Source organism: Streptococcus sp. HMSC072D05, from assembly GCF_001815805.1.
Taxonomy (GTDB): Bacteria; Bacillota; Bacilli; order Lactobacillales; family Streptococcaceae; genus Streptococcus.
Genome location: NZ_KV822018.1, coordinates 70,284 through 89,965, shown reverse-complemented (window position 1 = coordinate 89,965; position 19,682 = coordinate 70,284). Strand labels below are relative to the sequence as shown.

The 19,682-nt window shown below is 44.1% G+C and carries 17 protein-coding genes and 2 pseudogenes; 17 read left to right on the top strand and 2 right to left on the bottom strand.

Annotated elements, in window-relative coordinates; genetic code table 11:
- The 15 genes and pseudogenes from HMPREF3057_RS10450 to HMPREF3057_RS04520 form a co-directional block, all read left to right on the top strand.
- Window positions 1-965 (top strand): LPXTG cell wall anchor domain-containing protein (locus HMPREF3057_RS10450; RefSeq protein ID WP_257370875.1); only part of this gene is annotated, 965 nt, incomplete at its 5' end.
- A 219-nt stretch (window positions 966-1,184) separates the two neighbouring features.
- Entirely contained in the window at window positions 1,185-2,411 is a 1,227-nt protein-coding gene (locus tag HMPREF3057_RS04585; RefSeq protein ID WP_070696617.1) for a glycosyltransferase, read from the top strand.
- 15 nt (window positions 2,412-2,426) lie between these two features.
- Complete coding sequence (locus tag HMPREF3057_RS04580; RefSeq protein ID WP_070696614.1) at window positions 2,427-3,656, top strand: glycosyltransferase; 1,230 nt, start codon at window positions 2,427-2,429, stop codon at window positions 3,654-3,656.
- A gap of 85 nt (window positions 3,657-3,741) precedes the next feature.
- On the top strand, window positions 3,742-4,959 hold the full coding sequence (secY2, locus tag HMPREF3057_RS04575; RefSeq protein WP_070696611.1) for an accessory Sec system protein translocase subunit SecY2: 1,218 nt from the start codon (window positions 3,742-3,744) through the stop codon (window positions 4,957-4,959).
- Between the two features lie 9 nt (window positions 4,960-4,968).
- Window positions 4,969-6,549 carry an accessory Sec system protein Asp1 gene (gene asp1, locus HMPREF3057_RS04570; protein ID WP_070696608.1) on the top strand — a complete coding sequence of 527 codons (1,581 nt, stop codon included), beginning with the start codon at window positions 4,969-4,971 and terminating at the stop codon, window positions 6,547-6,549.
- Window positions 6,533-8,063, top strand: a pseudogene (gene asp2 / locus HMPREF3057_RS04565) (accessory Sec system protein Asp2). The gene asp1 and the pseudogene asp2 overlap by 17 nt, the downstream one beginning before the upstream one ends.
- On the top strand, window positions 8,060-8,500 hold the full coding sequence (gene asp3, locus HMPREF3057_RS04560; protein WP_070696606.1) for an accessory Sec system protein Asp3: 441 nt from the start codon (window positions 8,060-8,062) through the stop codon (window positions 8,498-8,500). The pseudogene asp2 and the gene asp3 overlap by 4 nt, the downstream one beginning before the upstream one ends.
- Window positions 8,493-10,865 (top strand): accessory Sec system translocase SecA2, encoded by a 2,373-nt coding sequence (gene secA2, locus HMPREF3057_RS04555; protein WP_070696738.1) that lies wholly within the window; start codon window positions 8,493-8,495, stop codon window positions 10,863-10,865. The genes asp3 and secA2 overlap by 8 nt, the downstream gene beginning before the upstream one ends.
- 12 nt (window positions 10,866-10,877) lie before the next feature.
- Window positions 10,878-12,398, top strand: a complete 1,521-nt coding sequence (gtfA, locus tag HMPREF3057_RS04550) for an accessory Sec system glycosyltransferase GtfA (protein ID WP_070696603.1) — start codon at window positions 10,878-10,880, stop codon at window positions 12,396-12,398.
- Complete coding sequence (gene gtfB / locus HMPREF3057_RS04545; protein WP_049479128.1) at window positions 12,382-13,728, top strand: accessory Sec system glycosylation chaperone GtfB; 1,347 nt, start codon at window positions 12,382-12,384, stop codon at window positions 13,726-13,728. Before gtfA ends, gtfB begins: the two co-directional genes overlap by 17 nt.
- Window positions 13,721-13,900 (top strand): accessory Sec system protein Asp4, encoded by a 180-nt coding sequence (gene asp4, locus HMPREF3057_RS04540; RefSeq protein WP_000161925.1) that lies wholly within the window; start codon window positions 13,721-13,723, stop codon window positions 13,898-13,900. The genes gtfB and asp4 overlap by 8 nt, the downstream gene beginning before the upstream one ends.
- A gap of 4 nt (window positions 13,901-13,904) precedes the next feature.
- Entirely contained in the window at window positions 13,905-14,126 is a 222-nt protein-coding gene (locus HMPREF3057_RS04535) for an accessory Sec system protein Asp5 (RefSeq protein WP_080980702.1), read from the top strand.
- Between the two features lie 70 nt (window positions 14,127-14,196).
- Window positions 14,197-14,680 (top strand): annotated as a pseudogene (locus HMPREF3057_RS04530) (TIGR01741 family protein).
- 11 nt (window positions 14,681-14,691) lie between these two features.
- Entirely contained in the window at window positions 14,692-15,072 is a 381-nt protein-coding gene (locus tag HMPREF3057_RS04525) for an immunity 22 family protein (RefSeq protein WP_049479126.1), read from the top strand.
- An 89-nt stretch (window positions 15,073-15,161) separates the two neighbouring features.
- Window positions 15,162-15,701, top strand: a complete 540-nt coding sequence (locus HMPREF3057_RS04520) for a T6SS immunity protein Tdi1 domain-containing protein (RefSeq protein WP_049479125.1) — start codon at window positions 15,162-15,164, stop codon at window positions 15,699-15,701.
- Between the two features lie 102 nt (window positions 15,702-15,803).
- Here the strand turns inward: HMPREF3057_RS04520 and HMPREF3057_RS04515 are convergent, their stop codons facing one another.
- Both HMPREF3057_RS04515 and sstT read right to left on the bottom strand, forming a co-directional pair.
- Window positions 15,804-16,757, bottom strand: coding sequence for an aromatic acid exporter family protein (locus HMPREF3057_RS04515; RefSeq protein ID WP_042902809.1), 954 nt, complete (start codon window positions 16,755-16,757; stop codon window positions 15,804-15,806).
- A 49-nt stretch (window positions 16,758-16,806) separates the two neighbouring features.
- Window positions 16,807-18,018, bottom strand: coding sequence for a serine/threonine transporter SstT (sstT, locus tag HMPREF3057_RS04510; protein WP_042902808.1), 1,212 nt, complete (start codon window positions 18,016-18,018; stop codon window positions 16,807-16,809).
- Between the two features lie 149 nt (window positions 18,019-18,167).
- Between sstT and HMPREF3057_RS04505 the strand changes: the two genes are divergently transcribed.
- Both HMPREF3057_RS04505 and HMPREF3057_RS04500 read left to right on the top strand, forming a co-directional pair.
- The gene (locus HMPREF3057_RS04505) at window positions 18,168-18,728 is read left to right on the top strand and encodes a mechanosensitive ion channel family protein (RefSeq protein ID WP_001150572.1); all 561 of its coding nucleotides are present in this window, start codon (window positions 18,168-18,170) and stop codon (window positions 18,726-18,728) included.
- Between the two features lie 57 nt (window positions 18,729-18,785).
- The coding region (locus HMPREF3057_RS04500) for a magnesium transporter CorA family protein (RefSeq protein ID WP_070696600.1) at window positions 18,786-19,682 on the top strand (897 nt) is incomplete at its 3' end.

The following is a 19,682-nucleotide window of genomic DNA, read 5'->3' as shown; positions in this document are numbered from 1 at the left end:
CTTCAGTGAGTGCGAGCCAGTCAGCATCTGTAAGCTCAAGCCAATCAGCCTCAGTGAGTTCGAGTGAGTCCACTTCAGTCAGCGCTAGTCAATCAGCTTCAGCAAGTGCTAGCCAGTCCGCTTCAGCGAGCACTAGTCAGTCTGTTTCAGCAAGTGCCAGCCAATCAGCGTCAGTCCGCTCGAGTGAGTCCGCATCAGTCAGCGCCAGTCAATCGGTCTCAGTGAGTGCTAGTCAGTCAGCGTCTGTAAGCTCTAGCCAGTCTGCATCAGCTAGCTCAAGTGAGTCTGTATCTGTAAGCTCGAGTGAGTCTGCTTCGGCAAGCTCCAGCCGATCTGCATCGTTGAGCGTCAGTCAATCAGTCTCAGTAAGCTCGAGTCAATCTGCATCTGCAAGTGCTAGCCAGTCTGAGTCAGTGAGCACTAGCCAGTCAGCTTCGGTAAGTTCGAGCCAGTCAGCCTCATTGAGCGCAAGTGAATCTGCGTCAGCCAGCACTAGTCAATCCGCTTCAACAAGTACTTCAACTTCTGCAAGTACGCTAGCAGACGAATTAGCATTGGAAAGTGCTTCGATCTCAACAAGTACATCAGTGAGCGAATCTATTTCAACGAGCGCATCACTCTCAGCTAGCATGTTAGCCAGTGAATCGACTCTAGAAAGTGCTTCGATTTCAGCAAGCATGTCAGCGAGCGAGTCAACGTCGATTAGCACTAGTCTCTCAACTTCAGATTCTATTAGTAGATCTGCGTCAGCAAGTGCTCTGGCATCTACTTCAACAAGCACTTCTCTCTCAATGGCAAACATTGCAAGCCAAGGTCAATCCGCTTCAAGCAAGCCAAAACAAGTCTTGCCAAATACAGGAGCGTCGACTTCGGTAGCATCTGCTTTGTTGGGAGCATTGGCAGCTGTAACAGGTATCGGTCTTCTTGCCAAGAAGGATCAGAACGACGATCAAGAAAGTCATTGATAAGATATAAAAATCAATGAATAAATAGTAAAATGGAAAACCTTTGAAAACATGATTTTTCAAAGGTTTTTTCTATATGTGAGAAGGGGGAAATCCTCTTTTGAGTTTGAAATAAACTAGGGGAAAAGGTATAATAGGAAGGTGAGATAATCATCGAAAAAATCAGAACTATAGTAGTAGAAAAGTAGCCAAAAGAATGTGAAAAGAAAAGGGGACGAAATGAAAAAAGAGCTTCAAAAAGCCATTGTACTCGGTGGTGATAATGCTTATATGGACAAGATTGAGACAACAATCAAGTCAATCTGCGCCCATAACCGAGCGGTGACTTTTTATGTTTTCAATGATGATTTGCCATCAGAATGGTTTCAGCTCATGGAGAGACGTTTAGAACCTCTAGCCTCAAAAATCGTCAATGTCAAGATTAGTCATCATGGCTTAAAGGAGTATCATCTTCCCTTGGCTCATCTAAGTTACGCGGCTTACTTTCGTTATTTTATTCCTCAGTATGTCAGCGAAGACCTAGCCTTGTACCTGGATTCGGATATCATCGTTAGATCAAACCTAGATCAACTCTTTTTAGAAGATATGGTGGACTGGCCGGTAGCTGCTGTAGCAGATGCTCTAGTTCCTAGCACTTTTAATTCTGGTGTCTTGCTGATTAATGTGGCCCTCTGGCGTCAAGAAAAGGTGACGGAGCACTTGTTGAGCTTGACAGACCAACTGCATGACCAAGTTTTTGGTGATCAGGGCGTGTTAAATCACCTTTTTGAAGGTCGTTGGAAATCGCTGCCAGCTACCTATAATTTTATGGTTGGTATGGATACAGTGGCTCGAAATTACCAGATGGATTCTTGGTATAGGGATTCTCTTGCTACTGAAAAGACAGCCAAGATTATCCATTATACTGGGGACAAGCCTTGGTACCAAATCAACCTCAACCGTTTCAGGGAGGACTGGTGGTTTTACTACGGACTAGAGTGGTCTGATATCGTCATGAAAAAATGTGATTTCCATAAAGGATTGGCATCTTTAGTTCAAGCTCCCCAGTATGCGACCGCTATTTTTACCAATACGTGTCACATAGAGCAAATCGAACACCTGATCCAAGAACTGCCAGATGTTGAGTTCTCTATCCTAGCTCATACCAATTTTGCGCCGGAAATCATGAACTTGCAATCGCATCTGAATGTACGCCTCTATCCTTACTTTAATCCCATGAATGTCAAAAAAGTCTTGGAAAAGATTGACTTTTACTTGGATATCAATCATGAGGATGAAATTGCAAACATTATCCAAGAAGTGCAGCAAAGAGAAATCCCTATATTTGCTTTTGAAACCACTAGTCATGACTCGAGTGGTTACAGTCACGTATACTCACCAGCAGCCGTAGATCAAATGATCGAGTCTATCCGCACGCTTTTGGAATCAAAGAAGCAGTCGTTGTAAACTGAAGGAAACTAAATGAAAAAAACAATTGTTCTCGCAGGAGATTATGCCTATATTCGCCAGATTGAAACAGCGCTCAAGTCTCTCTGCTACCATAATAGCCATGTCAAGGTCTATATCTTTAATCAGGATATTCCTCAGGAGTGGTTCCGCGCTCTCAGACCGATAGTAGAGCAAATGGGCGGTGAATTAGTGGATGTCAAGATGCTTGGCGCCCAGTTTCAGATGAACTGGAGCAACAAACTGCCCCATATCAATCATATGACCTTTGCCCGTTACTTTATTCCTGATTTTGTCGAAGAGGACAAGGTTCTTTACTTGGACAGTGATTTGGTAGTGACAGCTGATTTGACGGCTCTCTTTGAAATGGACTTAGGAGAAAACTACCTGGCTGCCGCGCCATCTTGTTTTGGAGTTGGGGTTGGTTTTAATGCAGGTGTACTCTTGATCAATAACAAAAAATGGCGGGCAGAATCTGTGAGACAAGAGCTAGTTGAGTTGACGGAGCGGGAACACCAACATGTGAGTGAAGGAGACCAGTCCATCCTCAATATGCTCTTTCATGACAGCTATGCTCCTCTGGATCAGAACTATAATTTCCAGATTGGTTTTGATAGTGGGGCTGCCTCACATGGACATGAGTTCATCTTCCAGATTCCCCTAGAGCCCCTGCCAGCCATCTTGCATTTCCTTTCTCAAGACAAACCTTGGAACACTCATTCGGTTGGGCGTTTGCGTGAGGTTTGGTGGCACTATCATCTGATGGAGTGGTCGGCCATTACTGAAAAATGGCGTCAGGCTGGAATTGACTATCCAGTCACAGTCTATCAGCCAGCTATGACTTGTGTTAATTTGACCAATTCTTGGCATCTTGAGAAAATCGACTATCTGGTTCAAGCCCTGCCAGAGGTGCATTTCTACATTGCAGCCTATACAACGATGGCACCGGAACTCATGCTCTTGTCACGTTTTGAAAATGTGACCCTCTATCCCAACACCTTCCCCCTCTTGGTCGAGAAATTGATCCAGCAGACAGATGTCTATCTTGATATTAACCACGATGACAAGTTGAGTGTTGTTTATGACTATGTTTCACGCTTTGAGAAACCGATCTTGACTTTTGACAATACCCAGTCGCGGGAACTGCCTGAAAGTGCCTATGCAGGTATTTTCTCAGCAGAAAGACCAGAAGAAATGGTGGCTACTTTGAAGGCTTATCTGGATGATAAAACTCACGAAAACTGAGATAGAGATTTGAAGATGCTAAGATAAAAAGGCTGGATTGGCCTCGTGTGACAGGACAGAAAGATAAAAAGAAAAGGAGGAGTCAGTGAAAGAATTTCGTTCATCGATAGCGGTAAAAAAAGGGATGCGCACCCTGTTTTTGCTCTTTATTTATGTGCTCGGGAGTCGTCTGGCTCTTCCTTTTGTTGATCTCAATAGTCGGGATTTTCTCGGAGGAAGCGCAGCCTATCTGGACTTTTCAGTAGCCCTAACTGGTGGAAATCTTCGCAGCCTCTCTCTCTTTTCCATCGGGCTTTCACCTTGGATGTCAGCTATGATCTTGTGGCAGATGTTTTCCTTTTCAAAGAAACTGGGCTTAAACTCGGTGTCTTCAGAAGTCCGGGATAGACGGAAAATGTACTTGACGTTAGGGATTGCCTTGATTCAGGCCTTGGCCTTGACTACAAACCTTCCTGTCCAAGCTCCCTACAATCCCTTCTTGGTCTTTCTCCTCAATACCAGCCTTTTGGTTGCGGGGACCTTCTTCTTAGTTTGGCTGTCTGACATCAATGCGTCTATCGGAGTTGGAGGCCCAATCGTCATTTTATTGGCGAGTATGGTGGCTTCACTCCCTCAGGACATCATCCAATCGGTCCAAGTTCATAAGATCTCTCCTTGGCTGCTTTTCCTATTGGTAGTGCTTGGTGTCCTCTTTACCTATCTAGTTGTTCTCTTTTACCGAGCTAGATACCGCATTCCTATCAATAAAATCGGGCTCCATTCTCGCTTTAAACGCTATTCTTATCTGGAAATCATGCTCAATCCTGCAGGTGGCATGCCTTATATGTATGTGATGAGTCTCATGGGCATGCCTTCTTATCTCTTGCTCTTGCTTCAACATCTGGATAAGGGCAATCCGCTCTACCCTGCCCTACTGGAGCAGTATGCGATGGGGAAACCCTTGTGGATCTATGCTTATATCCTTATCCTCTTTGTCTTTAGCATTGCCTTTGCCTTTGTCAATGTGAGTGGTCAACAGATCGCAGATCGGATGAAGCAATCAGGAGATTACATCTACGGAGTCTATCCGGGCGAGGATACCAGTCGCTTTATCAATCGCTTGGTTCTCCGATTTGCTCTTATAGGTGCAGTCTTTAACGTTACCTTGGCTGGACTTCCGATCTTGTTTGTCTTGAAGGATGAGAGTCTGTTAAAAGTCAGCATGATTCCTGGACTCTTTTTAATTTTGAGTGGTATGCTCTTTACGATTCACGATGAATTGCAGGCGCTCAGATTAAATGAAAGGTATCGGCCACTATTCTAGGAGGTTTTGATGTATTACTTTATCCCAGCTTGGTATGGCAAGGAGCGTCCCTGGCATGCTGATTTGACACCCTGGTATTTTTCTCATTTTAAGCTAGAATTTGATGACACTTTCAATCAGATTCGCTTGATGCAACGCCAAGGGATTCCTGCCCAGGTCCTCCTTTTGTCCTATCAGCCTCATTTGCGCTATTTTCTCCATCGCCAAGGTATTTTAGAAGCACAAGTTTATTCCTTATTTGATGAATTGCAGGATTTTCATGAGATTCGACCGCAGGTCTTGCAACTCAGAGATATTGAGTGGGAAGAGGACTGCGAGTTTGTTTACAGTCCCTTTACTGTTCTGGTGCTGAAGGATGGCAAGCCCTATGCCCAGGTAGAGCATGGGATAGAAGGATTTATCAGTACGATTCAGTACTTCAAGGAAGATGGGCTCTTGTCTGCCAACTACCTGATGGATGATCGGGGGCTGGTTTCCAGTGTGATTTATTACGAAGAGGGTCAGGCTCTCTACCAAGACTACCTCAATCCCAAGGGACTGTGGCAGTTTAGAGAGTACTTGCAAGATGGGGGGCGTATCAAGGTCAATCCTATCTTTGCTTTTCGCTTCCAAAAAGAGGCTTACCGAGATATGGGGGAATTGATTGCGGAGTTTTTTGAGAAGAAAATAGCTCAACATCCTGAGGAAGGAGCGACCTATTTTCTGCCTGCGTGTGACCAGCACAATGACTTCCTTTTAGAACGATTGCCTCACCAAACCACTAAGGTTCTCAGTCTTTTTATCGGACGAAATCCTCAAGAACAACTACCTCAGTTGGCAGGTCTGCTGGATAAGGTGGATCTTGTTCTGGTCGACAGAGAGGACACCCTGCGCTTGGTTCAGTCTGTCTTTTCAGAACAAGCAGCGAAGTTTCGCCATTTATCGCCTTTTGATACCCGCTTGGAGCTGGGAAAGAGTCAGACTCGGAAGGAGTCGCTCATCTACTATCAACTGGACTTTGAGCAGGGGATAGAGGACCAAGCACTCTATCAGGTCTTGCATTTCCTTTCTGAAAACAAGAATACGGAGCTGGTCTTTGGAGCATTTGCTGCTAGTCAAGAAGAAATGAAACAACTGGAAACACGAGTTGCAGAGATGATTGCAGAGCAGTTTCAAGACCAGGAACTGGAGAAGGAAGTTGATTACCAAGGAGCCGAAAATCCGCTTGAGGACAATCGCCAACAGGCCATGCGCTATTCGTTTGTCAATATGAAGGATGAGTCGGAGTTAATCAAGCAGTTGGAATTTGTTCGTTTGATTGTCGATTTGAACTGTCAGCCTCTTCTCTATACTCAGATAGCGGGGATTAGTGCTGGTATCCCTCAGATCAACAAGGTCAAAACAGAGTATGTTAGTCATAAAAAAAATGGCTATCTGTTGGAAAACACTGCCGATTTTGCTCAAGCGGCCCATTACTATCTCGATAGCCTGCAGGTGTGGAATGATGCTTTGATCCATTCCATCGAAAAGATAAAGGAACACACTGGAGAGCAATTCCTGATCAAGCTAGAAAAGTGGTTGGAGGAGGTGACTCATGGAAAAGAAGTATAAGATCTTGCAAATCGGTCCAGAGGATTGGCAAGATACGCTTGCCCTACCAGCTCAACTAGACTGGCATCATGTTCCTCCCAACACACCGTCTGCTATCCAGAAAATCATGGATGAGAAAGACTTGGAGCAATTTCATGCTGTCATTCTCACGGATGGGGCTTACCTAGTAGATTTGTTGCCTTTTGCATCTAGCTTGGAACCCTATACGGTTTTCTATCCCGAACAGTTTGCAAGTCAGGATAAAAACATTCAGAACCTCATCAAACAGCACTGCATGCAGGCGATGGACCTAACAGACCGACAGGGCTTTGTTCGAGACCTTTCCACCTCCCTCTTTGAAGGTGGTTATGGAGACAAGCTGAGTCCAGCTACGATACGAATTCAACCGAGTTTTCAAGGCTCTGTCTCCTATCAAGGATTTGAGCATCTGGAGTTAGAAGGAGATTTTGGAAAAAACTATACGCAACTAGCCTCTTGGGCCTATAATCAGTCTGTCCAAGCCCATTCGCCAATCGAACTCTGGCTCGAATATGAAAAGAGTGGACCAGTGGAATTGCGCCTGCGTTTGCGAAAAATCCCAGCAGGATCCGTTTCAGAGATTAGACAGGACATTCTCCTTGAGGAAGCAGACTTTGCCTCAGCAATCATAGTGGAGCAAGACTATGATGCTTATCTGAGCATTTCTCTTGAAGCGCGTGGCCAGGGAAAGGTCAACATCGGCAATCTCCACCAACGCTGGAGCCGGAAACAGTTTGGAAAGTTTGTTCTCGGAGGCAATATCCTGCATGACAAAAAACGTGAGGAAATCAACTATTTCTTTCACCCGGGGGATTTCAAACCTCCTCTAGCAGTCTATTTCTCTGGTTATCGTCCGGCGGAAGGCTTTGAGGGTTACTGGATGATGAAGAATCTCAGATGCCCCTTTCTCCTCTTTTCGGACCCTCGATTAGAAGGAGGAGCCTTTTACCTAGGAACTGAGGAGTTGGAAGACAGCATACAAGCAACCATCCAACACTATCTAGACTATCTAGGCTTGGATAGAAGTGACTTGATCCTATCTGGGCTGTCAATGGGAACCTTCCCAGCCCTCTATTATGGCTCTCACTTTGAGCCCAAAGGAATTGTAGTCGGAAAACCCTTGACCAATCTAGGAACCATCGCACGGCGGGGTCGACTGGAGGCACCAGGAGTTTTCCCGACCAGCTTTGATGTTTTGCACCTTCAGACAGGAGGAGTGAGCCAGAAAGACATGAAGGAATTGGATCAACGTTTTTGGACCCGATTTGAACAAGCTGATTTTTCCCAGACGACCTTTGGTCTTTCTTACATGAAGGACGAGGATATGGATAGTGGTGCCTATGACCAGCTAGTGGAGACACTTTGCCAGACAGGAAGCCAAGATCTTGTCAAAAGGGACAGCAGGTCGACACAATGATGATACAGGGACAAACGTTGCCTGGTTTATTCATTTTTACAAGATGATACTAGAAGAATACGGAAGAGGTGAGACATGATTATCATCAAGAGAGAGGATATTAGGTGGGGCGAGATGGGAGCTACTTATCTTTATGGCAGCCAGATCACCTATCATGCAGATGGTCACGTTACCCTGAAAAATCCTTTGTTGGCTTCAGGAGAAACCCTTAAAACATGGTTTTCTAGTGTCAACTACCAGGCTACTAGAAGCCAGCCGAGCCTCCCTCTTCTTAAGAAAAATCATACCTACCGCTTATCCATGAAGATGCGGGTTCAACCGGTCAATGGACTTTATCTCAAACTGACCTTTTTAAATCGTTATGAGGAAATCATAGAGGAGAAGATTGAAAGGCAATTTTCCTTTAGCTTCACCTATCCTGAAGCGGCCTACACCTATCGCCTTTCCTTAATTAGTGCAGGTTTTGAGGCTCTTGACTTTGTTTCGTTTTCTATTGAGGAGGATGATGGTGTTTAATCGTTTGTATCAAGAAAGACAACTGAGAAAGGTCAAGAAACTTTTAAGCCAAATCAATGCCCTCAAAGAAGAGATGGCAGCTCTCAGTGATGAGGAAATGGCTACAAAGACAGAGGAGTTTCGCCAGCGCCTTGCTCAGGGAGCAACCTTGGATGAGCTATTGGTAGAAGCCTATGCCCTTGTTCGTGAGGCCGATAAACGGGTCTTGGGTCTCTTTCCCTATGATGTGCAAGTCATGGGAGCCATCGTGATCCACCAAGGAAATGTGGCTGAGATGAATACGGGTGAAGGCAAGACCTTGACTGCCACCATGCCCCTCTACCTCAATGCCCTAACGGGAAAAGGCAGTATGTTAGTCACGACTAATGACTATCTGGCTAGACGGGACGCAAGTGAAATGGGCCCAGTCTACCAATTTTTAGGTTTAACTGTCGGACTGCCCTTTTCAGAGGATCCAAAAGAGGACTTGACTGCGGAAGAGAAAAGAAAGATCTATACCTCAGACATCGTCTACACAACCAATAGTGTACTGGGATTTGACTATCTCAATGACAATCTTGCCTCCACTCGTGAAGGAAAGTTTCTGCCTCCCTTTAACTATGTTATCATTGATGAAATCGATGACATTCTACTCGATAGTGCCCAAACTCCCTTGATTATCGCAGGCTCTCCCCGTGTCCAGTCTAACTATTATGGGATGATTGATACCCTAGTGACGACCTTGGTTGAGGGAGAGGACTACATCTACAAGGAAGAAAAAGACCAAGTTTGGTTGACCCAAAAGGGGGCCCAGACGGTTGAAGCTTTCTTAGGAATCGACCATCTCTACAAGGAAGAGTACGCCAGTTATGTTCGGCATCTGGTCTATGCTCTCAGAGCTCATACGCTCTTTACCAAGGACAAGGACTACCTGGTTCGAGGGCAAGAAATGGTCTTGTTAGACAAGGGAACAGGGCGTTTGATGGAAATGACCAAGCTTCAAGGCGGTCTCCATCAAGCCATCGAAGCTAAGGAACATGTGAAGCTCTCTCCTGAAACCAGAGCCATGGCTTCAATCACCTACCAGAGTCTCTTTAAGATGTTTCGCAAAATCTCAGGTATGACAGGAACGGGAAAGGTGGCAGAAAAAGAATTTTTCGAAACCTACAACATGTCTGTCATTCGCATTCCGACCAATCGCCCACTTAGACGAATGGACCATCCGGATAATCTCTATGTGACCCTCCCTGAGAAAGTCTATGCCTCTCTGGAAGCAATCAAGACCTACCACACCAAAGGCAATCCACTCCTGATCTTTGTCGGATCTGTAGAAATGTCCCAGCTGTACTCGTCCTTGCTCTTGCGAGAGGGGATCTCCCACAATGTCCTCAATGCCAATCATGCAGCGCGTGAAGCCCAGATCATTGCAGAGTCTGGGCAGATGGGGGCAGTGACCGTTGCGACTTCTATGGCAGGTCGAGGGACAGATATCAAACTCGGTCCAGGTGTTGCAGAATTGGGCGGTTTGATTGTGATTGGTACCGAGCGAATGGAGAGCCGACGGATTGACCTGCAAATCAGAGGTCGTTCTGGTCGCCAGGGTGATCCAGGCATGTCTCAATTTTTCGTGTCGCTTGAAGATGATGTGATTAAAAAGTTCGGACCGTCTTGGGTTCACGACCTGTATCAAGACTACCAAGTGGAAGATATTAGCAAACCCATCCTACTCAAGGCTCGCAAGTACCGCAATCTCGTCAGAAAAGCCCAAGAGGCTAGTGATAGTGCCAGTCGCTTAGCACGCAGACAAACCTTAGAGTATGCGGAAAGCGTCAATATCCAGCGTCAGATGGTCTACAAAGAAAGAGATCGTTTGCTGGATGGAAGTCGTGACCTGGAGCATATCCTTGAGGATATACTGGCAGACTATACCAAACAAATCTCAGAAAAAACCTATAGCAGTCCCCGAGAACTCTTTCATTTTATCGTGACCAATATTAGCTTTGGGATGAGAGAATTACCAGCTGATTTGGATTTAGCTGATGCAGATCAGATTCGGGAGTTACTAGAGGAAATAATAGTCAAGGAAATCGCAGCTAAAAAGGAAGACCTCCAACCTCACCAGCTCTATGACTCTTTTCTGAGAATATCCATGCTCAAGGCTATTGATGACAACTGGGTTGAGCAAGTCGACTATCTCCAACAGCTCAGTCTAGCAATCGGGAGCCAGTCTGCTTCTCAAAAGAACCCTATCGTAGAGTACTATCAGGAGGCCTATGCTGGCTTTGAAACCATGAAGCAACAAATCCGTACAGATATGGTACGCAATCTTCTCATGGGGATTGTGGAAGTAACGCCCAAAGGTGAGATTCTCACCCATTTTCCATAAAAAGAGGATCATATGACAATTTACAATATAAATCTAGGAATCGGTTGGGCGAGCAGTGGTGTCGAGTATGCCCAGGCTTACCGAGCAGGGATTTTTAGAAGTTTAGACCTAGCATCTAAGTTTATCTTTACCGACTTGATTTTAGCAGACAATATCCAGCATTTAACGGCCAATATCGGCTTTGCGGATGATCAGGTAATCTGGCTTTACAATCATTTTACAGATATCAAGCTAGCCCCGACCAGTGTCACAGTTGACGAAGTCTTGGCCTCTTTCGGTGGCCTTGAGAGTCATAGGGAGCAAGATGGCAAAGTCTTGCGTGTCTACTTTTCAGATGAGGATAAATTTGTGACCTGCTACTTGGTAGACTCGGCTAAGAATCTAGTACAGCATGCAGAGTATGTGTTTGGGGGGAACTTGATTCGCAAGGATTATTTCTCCTACACACGTTACTGTACAGAATATTTCGCGCCCAAAGACCAGATGGCTAGGCTCTATCAACGAAGCTTTTTTAATGAAGACGGCAGCACTGCTTACGATATCTTGCTGACTGAAGGACAGGAAGAGGTCTATCGATTTAAAGATCGGATTCTGTACGGAAAGCCAGCCCTTATGCGCTATTTTATGCAACGTTTGAACTTGAGCAAGTCTGATTTTGTCATCTTGGATAGGGAAACAGGGATTGGTCAGGCTGTTTTTGAAGAAGCACAAAAGGCCCATCTAGCAGTTGTCGTTCACGCAGAGCACTATAGTGAAAATGCTAGCAACGAAGACTATCTCCTCTGGAATAACTATTATGAGTATCAGTTTACAAATGCGGACAAGGTCGATTGTTTTATCGTGTCTACGGATCGGCAGAAGGAAGTTCTCGAAGGTCAATTTGCCCAGTACAGTCAGCATCGTCCACGAATCGTCACGATTCCAGTTGGGAGCATTGATCAGTTGACGGAGCCTGCTAGAGAACGCAAGCCCTTTTCTCTCATTACCGCTTCGCGTTTGGCCAAGGAAAAACACATCGACTGGCTCGTCAAGGCGGTTATCCAAGCGCATCAAGTCCTTCCAGAGCTTACCTTTGACATTTATGGCAGTGGGGGTGAGGAGTCCCTTTTAAGGGAAATCATCACGGCTCACCAAGCGGAGAACTATATCCAGCTCAAAGGGCATGCAGACCTGGCTCAGATCTATCCCCAGTATGAGGTCTATCTGACAGCCTCAACCAGCGAAGGCTTTGGTCTGACCTTGATGGAGGCAGTTGGTTCAGGCTTGCCCCTGATTGGCTTTGATGTGCCTTATGGCAACCAGACCTTTATCCAGGACGGTCAAAATGGCTACTTGATTCCAAGTTCAGACGACCATGTTGAAATGGAAATTAAAAGGGCTTTTGCAGAAAAAATCTGCCAGCTCTATCAGGAAAATCACTTGCCAGATATGAGAAAAGCATCTTATGACCTAGCGAGAGAATTTTTAACAGATAAGGTAAGGGACAAGTGGAAGAAAACGATAGAGGAGGTCCTGCATGATTCAACTATTTGATCGATATGGCCAGGAAAGCCGAGATTTACATGAAAGTCTAGAAGCTGCTGGTCTGTCCCATGTCACAGTTGTGATCGAGCCAGACGGCTTTCTCCCAGATGGGATTCTTTCTCCCTTTACCTACTATCTAGGTTACGAGTCGGGAAAAGCTCTTTATTTCAACCAAGTAGCCGTACCTGAGTTTTGGGAGATTGCGGGCAATAACCAGTCGGCGCATATCCTAGAGGATTCTCGGGAGAGAGGCGTGATTCACTATGTGGATGCTCCTCAGGCCCGTCTGGTCAAGCAAGTCGACTGGAAGGACCTATCCGGCCGTATCTACCAAGCAGACCACTATAACCGATACGGAACCTGCTTTGCCAAGACCACTTATAGTGCAGATGGGCAGGCTATCCTGACCAAGTATCAGGATGCAAAGGGACAGGAAATTGTCCTAGAAAATCATGTGACAGGCGATATCCTCCTAACCTTGCCCGGACAAGCCCTGCGCCATTTTAAAAATCGAGTGGAGTTCACGATCTTCTTTTTGCAAGACTTGGGAATCGACACTCGCCACCTTCTCTTTAATACTCTAGCTACCTCTTTCTTGGTCTCATATCATTATCCAGACAAGAGCGGACAGGATATCTTGGTTTGGCAAGAACCGCTAGATGATTGCCTTCCTGGGAATATGCAGCTGCTCTTGGAGCAAGAGGGGCTGAGAGCCAAGCAGATCCTCATACCAGATAAGGCTACCTATGAACAGGCCTTGGCCTTGACCAATCCAGCCTATCATGACAAGTTTGTCCATCTAGGTTATCATTATCAGTTCAAAAGAGAAAACTTCGTTCGACCAGATGCCTTGATCCTTACCAACTCAGATCAGATCGAACATATCGAAACCCTGATTGAGTCCTTGCCAATGGTGACCTTCCGAATTGCGGCAGTGACTGAAATGTCATCCAAATTGCTGACCTTGCTTTCCTATCCCAATGTCGTTCTCTATCAAAACGCCAGTCCGCAAAAGATTCGAGAACTCTACCAGCTGTCTGACCTCTATCTAGATATCAATTACGGAAACGAGCTTTTGGATGCTGTCCGTCAAGCCTTCGAGCACAATATGCTCATCCTAGCCTTTGACCAAACAGCTCATAACAGACCTTACACAGCTCCAGAACACCTCTTTGATGTGCAGGCTGTTGGAGACATGATTGCGAAGATTCAAGAAGCTCTCAGCAGTCTTGACAAGATGGGCCAAGCCCTTGGACATCAAGGTCGTCATGCCAACTATGTGGACTTGGCTACTTACCAAGAGAGGATGGAAAGGATAATAGGGGAAGGACATGACTAAAAAAGATTTATTTTACAAGGATGTCGAAGGACGCATGGAAGAGTTAAAGCAAGGAGCGCTTAAGAAAGAAAAGCCTACCCGAGGAGAAAAGATCAGTAAAACCTTCTCCATTTTACTCGGCTTGCTCATCCTTCTTACCCTGATCTTTACATTATTAGGAATCTTGAGGTGAAATGATGGAAGTTTTGATGATTATAGGAATAATCCTAGCCGTCGCCTTGATTGTCCTGGTTCTCATCCAACCTCGCCAAAGCCAACTCTTTTCCATGGATGCGACTAGCAATATCGGAAAACCAGGCTACTGGCAGAACAACCGCTTGGTAAAAATTGTAACCCTCTTGCTCAGTCTAGCCCTGTTTGTCTTGCTCCTTATTTTTATGATAGTGACCTATCAGTAAGGATGCAGTTCCATTCACAGATGAGGAATACTAAACACGAAAAAAAGATCCAAGCAAATCGGAGGATAGAATGGAAGAACTAATGAATGAAAAAATTATCGAAATCGTGCATCAAACCAACGATATGATTCCAGTAGAGTGGGATGATCTTTATATCAATTTTGAAATAGATAAGACGCTTAGTGGTGGTGTGTATTTTCTTTAAATATAAAGGAGAATATCATTATTACATGGATATTCCATCTTTATTTAACATTTCTGAAGACGACTTTGATAAGGAATTTTTTGAATTATTTGATTTAGGTGGTGAGATGAAGAAGATATTCATCGAGAACGGTCTCGCAGAGTGGTCTGCCTTTACAATTAAGGTGGATGAAAACAATAAAGCCTCTTTGGACTTCGACTATGCACCATGGCTCGAAAGTGGTTTTGGACCAAGTGCTAGAACTTCTTTTTTTCAATATAAATACTTGGGCCAGCAACCTGACAACGAAAAAGAGCTAGAACAGTTCAAGGCAATGGAAGCCTTCCAGCAGGAGCATAATGGCAAATAGAAAGTATAATCATGGAAACAGAAAACACAGTGTCAATTTGGATTGGCAACTTTGATACTAAATTAGAATTAGATGAGTTTATAACTTTGAAATATGATGATGAAGGAGAGGCGATTCCTTCAATGTTTTATCATCAATATAACATTGATATTGATGATATTGATGATTATCTAATTGAAAAAGAAGTTTTTGAAACCAGCTTTACAAATTTGTTTGACATGCTAAAGGGCGCATCCTATGACAACATTATTGTAAAGAATTTAGAGCAAAAAGGCATAAAAGCCAATATCGCACCCAATAATACGTTGATTTTGATATATAATTATCAGTTTGATAGCAATGTTCCACAAACAAGTAACACAGAATTTGTAGCGACTGTACGGTACAAATAATTAGAAGAGTGAAATGAATCGATCTACAATTTTACGGAGTAATTGGAGGGCTTAGATTCACAATTTCTAAAATCAGGAAAGAGGATAAAATGTTAGTAAACTTTATAAAAGTGGCAGATATGCCCAAAGATGTTATTGAAAAATATAAAAATCAAGTTCCAGCTGAGTTGGTTCAAATTTGGCAGGAGGATGGTCTGGGAACCTTTTTAGATGGTTATTTGAAGGTGATTAATCCAGAGGATTATCTTGAACTTCTCCAAGATAGTTATTTCAGAGGAGATGTCGCTTTTCCTATGTTTGTAACAGCATTTGGAGATATTATTACTTGGGAAGAAAATGCCTACGTGGGAATTGTCCAATATAATATTCAGGATTTGGATATTATTTGTAAGGGTATGGATTTATTTATTCGATTTTTAGATAACGAATATATTACAAAAAAATTTGAACTGGATTTATATAGACAGGCTGTGTTAAAACATGGTCCCTTGTCTTATAACCAATGTTTTGGTTTCGTTCCACTTCTAGCATTAGGTGGCTTTAAAGATGTAGACCACATGGATAAGGTAAAAGTCTTGGAGCACATTTACCTCATGTACCAGCTGACAGGTGGTGTAATGGACGATTAGGAGTTGCTGTTTCTTTTTTGAAAACAGTGCGAGAGGAAGAACTTCTCTTCCAAATGCAAAACACAAGAACCTCAGAGGAAGTCATCTGAGGTTCTTTGCGTTCTAGTTTCCATATTTTTGATAAAAATCGACCTTAACCTGGATAAAGGTTTCGGCTTCGCGTAGTAGTTGCAGGAGGGTGGCACGGGTTTCAAACTCCTCACGTGTTTTCGGGAGACTCCGATTGCGGAAGACTTGCAGATAGCGTTCGATGTCATCAAGTAAGTCATGAGCAGGATTGGTCTGACTTAGCTGGGCAGCAATCTTTGAAAAGAGCTGGGCCAAGATCAAACTCTCACTTGCGGCCAGATGACAGGTATTGATCTGCTGGGCCATGTTTCGTAGAATACGACTTTGTCGCTGCCTCATCTCAAAGTAATGGATGTGGTAGTCCGTCTGGTGAAAGAGATGGTCCGAGTGATCCAGGTAGACCAGTTTGAGAGCCTCATCGAGTAGCTTGTCTAATTGGTCAACGAGTTGAGCTTGATTGCGTCCGTCTCCCCTCGACAGATAGTATTTAAAGCGAAGCAAGATGTCTTTTAACTTTTCTTCGACCTGAAGGTGGTAGCTTTGGATGGCTTTCTCACGAGAGGGCATATAAAGGTTGACCAATAGAGCAAAGCTTGTCCCGATGAGAAAGAGGAGTACTTCATTAAGCAAGAGATCAGGGGAAGTAGACTCCTGTACCAAGAGATGACCGACCAAGACACTGCTAGGGGTGATGCCGATTTCCCAGCCCATTTTGTAAGCAAGAGGGACATAGAGAGCCAGGTAGAGGCCCAGACTCCAGATGTGAAAGCCCGTCAGCTGAAAGGCTAGAACACCGATAGCGAGCGCTAGGAGCATGGAAAAGAGGCGGTTACGTGCTAATTTCAGCGTGCTTCTGCGTGTGTCGGAGAGGCTTAAGAGAGCGATAATTCCGGCTGAAACTGCTGACGATAAATCTAAAAAGTAAGCGAAAAAACAAGCGAGACAGGTCGCTAAGACCAGTTTGGTCGTACGTTGAGTGAGGGACATGAAAATTTCCTAAACTAATAGAGTCAAGTGTTTAACGAGGAGTTAGAGACTAGGGACGAAGTTTTCGGTTTGTAGCATACTCGGCAACCGCTGTAAAGAGGACATCTGTAGAAGAATTCAGGGCTGTTTCGCAGGAGTCTTGCACGACTCCGATCACAAAACCGACTCCGACAACCTGCATAGCCAAGTCGTTGGAAATCCCAAAGAGGCTACAAGCTACAGGAATGAGGAGAAGGGATCCCCCAGCGATCCCAGAGGCCCCGCAGGCAGAAATGGCAGCCACGACACTGAGCACAAATGCTGTCCCAAAGTCTACCGAAATTCCGAGTGTGTTGACGGCAGCCAAGGTCAGGACATTTATGGTAACAGCAGCGCCAGCCATGTTGATGGTTGAACCAAGCGGGATGGAGACAGAGTAGGTGTCAGGATTCAGTCCCAAATCTTGGCAGAGTTTCATATTGACAGGGATATTTGCAGCAGAGCTACGAGTGAAAAAGGCTGTAATACCACTGACACGTAGACATTTCAAAACAAGGGGATAGGGATTTTTCCTCATAAAGAGAAAAGCGATGAGCGGGTTGATGATGAGAGCGACAAAGGCCATAGTAGCAATCAAGAGTCCTAGGAGGACACCGTAGTTGGCCAGACTGGCAATACCCTTGTCTGAGATGGTCTTAAACACCAAGCCTAAAATTCCAAAAGGAGCTAGATTGATAATCCATTCCACGATTTTAGAGGTGACATCCGCCATAGTTTTCAGTAATTCTTTACTGTGTTTACTTGCCTCTCTCATAGCCAAGCCAAAGACGACTGCCCAAGAGAGAATCCCGATATAGTTGGCTTCAACAATGGCATTCAAAGGATTATCCACCAGTTTGAGCAAGAGGTTGCTGAGGACTTGACCGATACCGTTAGGAGCAGCAACTTCTGTATTTGCACTGGTCAGGGTGATTTGCACAGGCAGTAAGAAACTAGCTAGAACGGCTACCAATGCAGCAGCAAAGGTTCCGAGCAAGTATAGGAAAATAACAGTTTTCATATTGGTGTTTTGTCCCTTTTGGTGTTGGGAAAGGGCATTGGCAACAAGGGCAAAAACCAAAATAGGAGCGATGGCTTTCAGTCCGCCTACAAAGAGATCTCCAAGCAGGCCAATTCCTGTAAGGTTTGGAAAGAGCATCCCTAATGTAGCTCCCGAAATCATTCCAATAAGGATTCGTTTGATGAGGCTTGCCTTGGTCCAGGCTCTAATGATTCGTTTCATAGCAGTCTCCTTCAAATGTATTGTTTATAATTATAGTATAAATATGCTATAGAGGCAAGTGATATTTTGAAAAAAGGGCCTATAATTGAATAATTATGAAAGAAAAGAGAAGGACGATTTTATGGTATAATAGGAAAAAGGAGTTTTATATGCAAGATTTTTTTCAACGCTATTTTGATAAACTTGATTTAACAACCATGTTAGAGAATCTCTTAACCAAGGTGATTTCTCTTTTGATTTTATTTTTACTATTTTATATAGCTAAAAAGATGCTTCATGCGACTGTACGAAAGATTGTCAAGCCCTCACTTAAATTTTCCAATCGAGATGCTGGCAGACAAAAGACCATTTCTCGTTTGCTGGAGAATGTCTTTAACTACATTCTTTATTTCTTCTTGCTCTATTGCATCCTGTCTATTTTAGGTTTGCCAGTTTCCAGCCTCCTTGCTGGTGCGGGGATTGCTGGGGTGGCCATTGGTATGGGGGCTCAAGGCTTTCTATCCGATGTCATTAATGGCTTCTTCATCCTTTTTGAACGCCAGCTTGATGTGGGTGATGAAGTGGTTCTCACAAATGGACCGATTACCGTTTCTGGAAAGGTCGTTAGCGTAGGGATCCGTACAACGCAACTGCGAGGTGACGATCAAGCCCTTCACTTTGTTCCCAATCGTAATATCACCGTCGTCAGCAATCTATCTCGTACTGAATAGGCCGGCTATTTTAGCAGATTTGTGGTACAATAGAAGGAGTTTGGTAAAGGAGAGAGTATGCTATTTGTAGAGAAAAAATTAGGTCACGATTGTACATGGATAGACCTTGATGTGGACAAGATTAAAAACATGGAAGACCTTTCGGATGTCTATGGATTGGACAAGGAAACTATCGAGTATGCTCTGGATAGAAATGAGCGTGCCCACATGGACTACCACCGTGAAACGGGAACGGTCACCTTCATTTATAATGTTCTTGATTTAGAAAAAGACAAAGAATATTATGAAGCGATTCCGATGACCTTTATCGTTGAAAAACAACGGCTGATCACAATTAGCAATCACAAGAATAGTTATGTGATTAAACGTATGGCAACCTACCTTGAAAGCCATGAAGTTGTTTCAATCTACAAATTTCTTTTTGCCAGTTTAGAGATTATTAGTAATGCTTATTATCCAGTAATTGAAGAAATGGATAAAGGTAAGGATGAAATCAGTGCACTTCTTCGTCAAAAAACAACTAAAAAAAATCTCTTTGCCCTCTCTGACTTGGAAACTGGTATGGTTTACCTGACAGCTGCTGCCAAACAAAATCGTCTCCTCTTGGAACACATCCAAGGGCATGCTCTTTATCGCAATTTTAATGAGGTAGAAAGAGAGCAGTTTGACGATGCCATGATTGAAGCGCATCAGTTGGTTTCGATGACAGACTTGATTTCTCAAGTTTTGCAACAACTCTCAGCCTCTTACAACAATATCCTAAATAATAATCTAAATGATAATTTGACAACTTTGACAATTATCTCAGTCTTGCTAGCTATCCTTGCAGTTATTACAGGATTCTTCGGAATGAATGTTCCCTTACCGTTTGCAGATGAACCAAATGCTTGGGTTTATATTTTGATAGCTAGTCTCATTTTATGGGTAGTCTTAGCCCAATATTTAAAGAATATT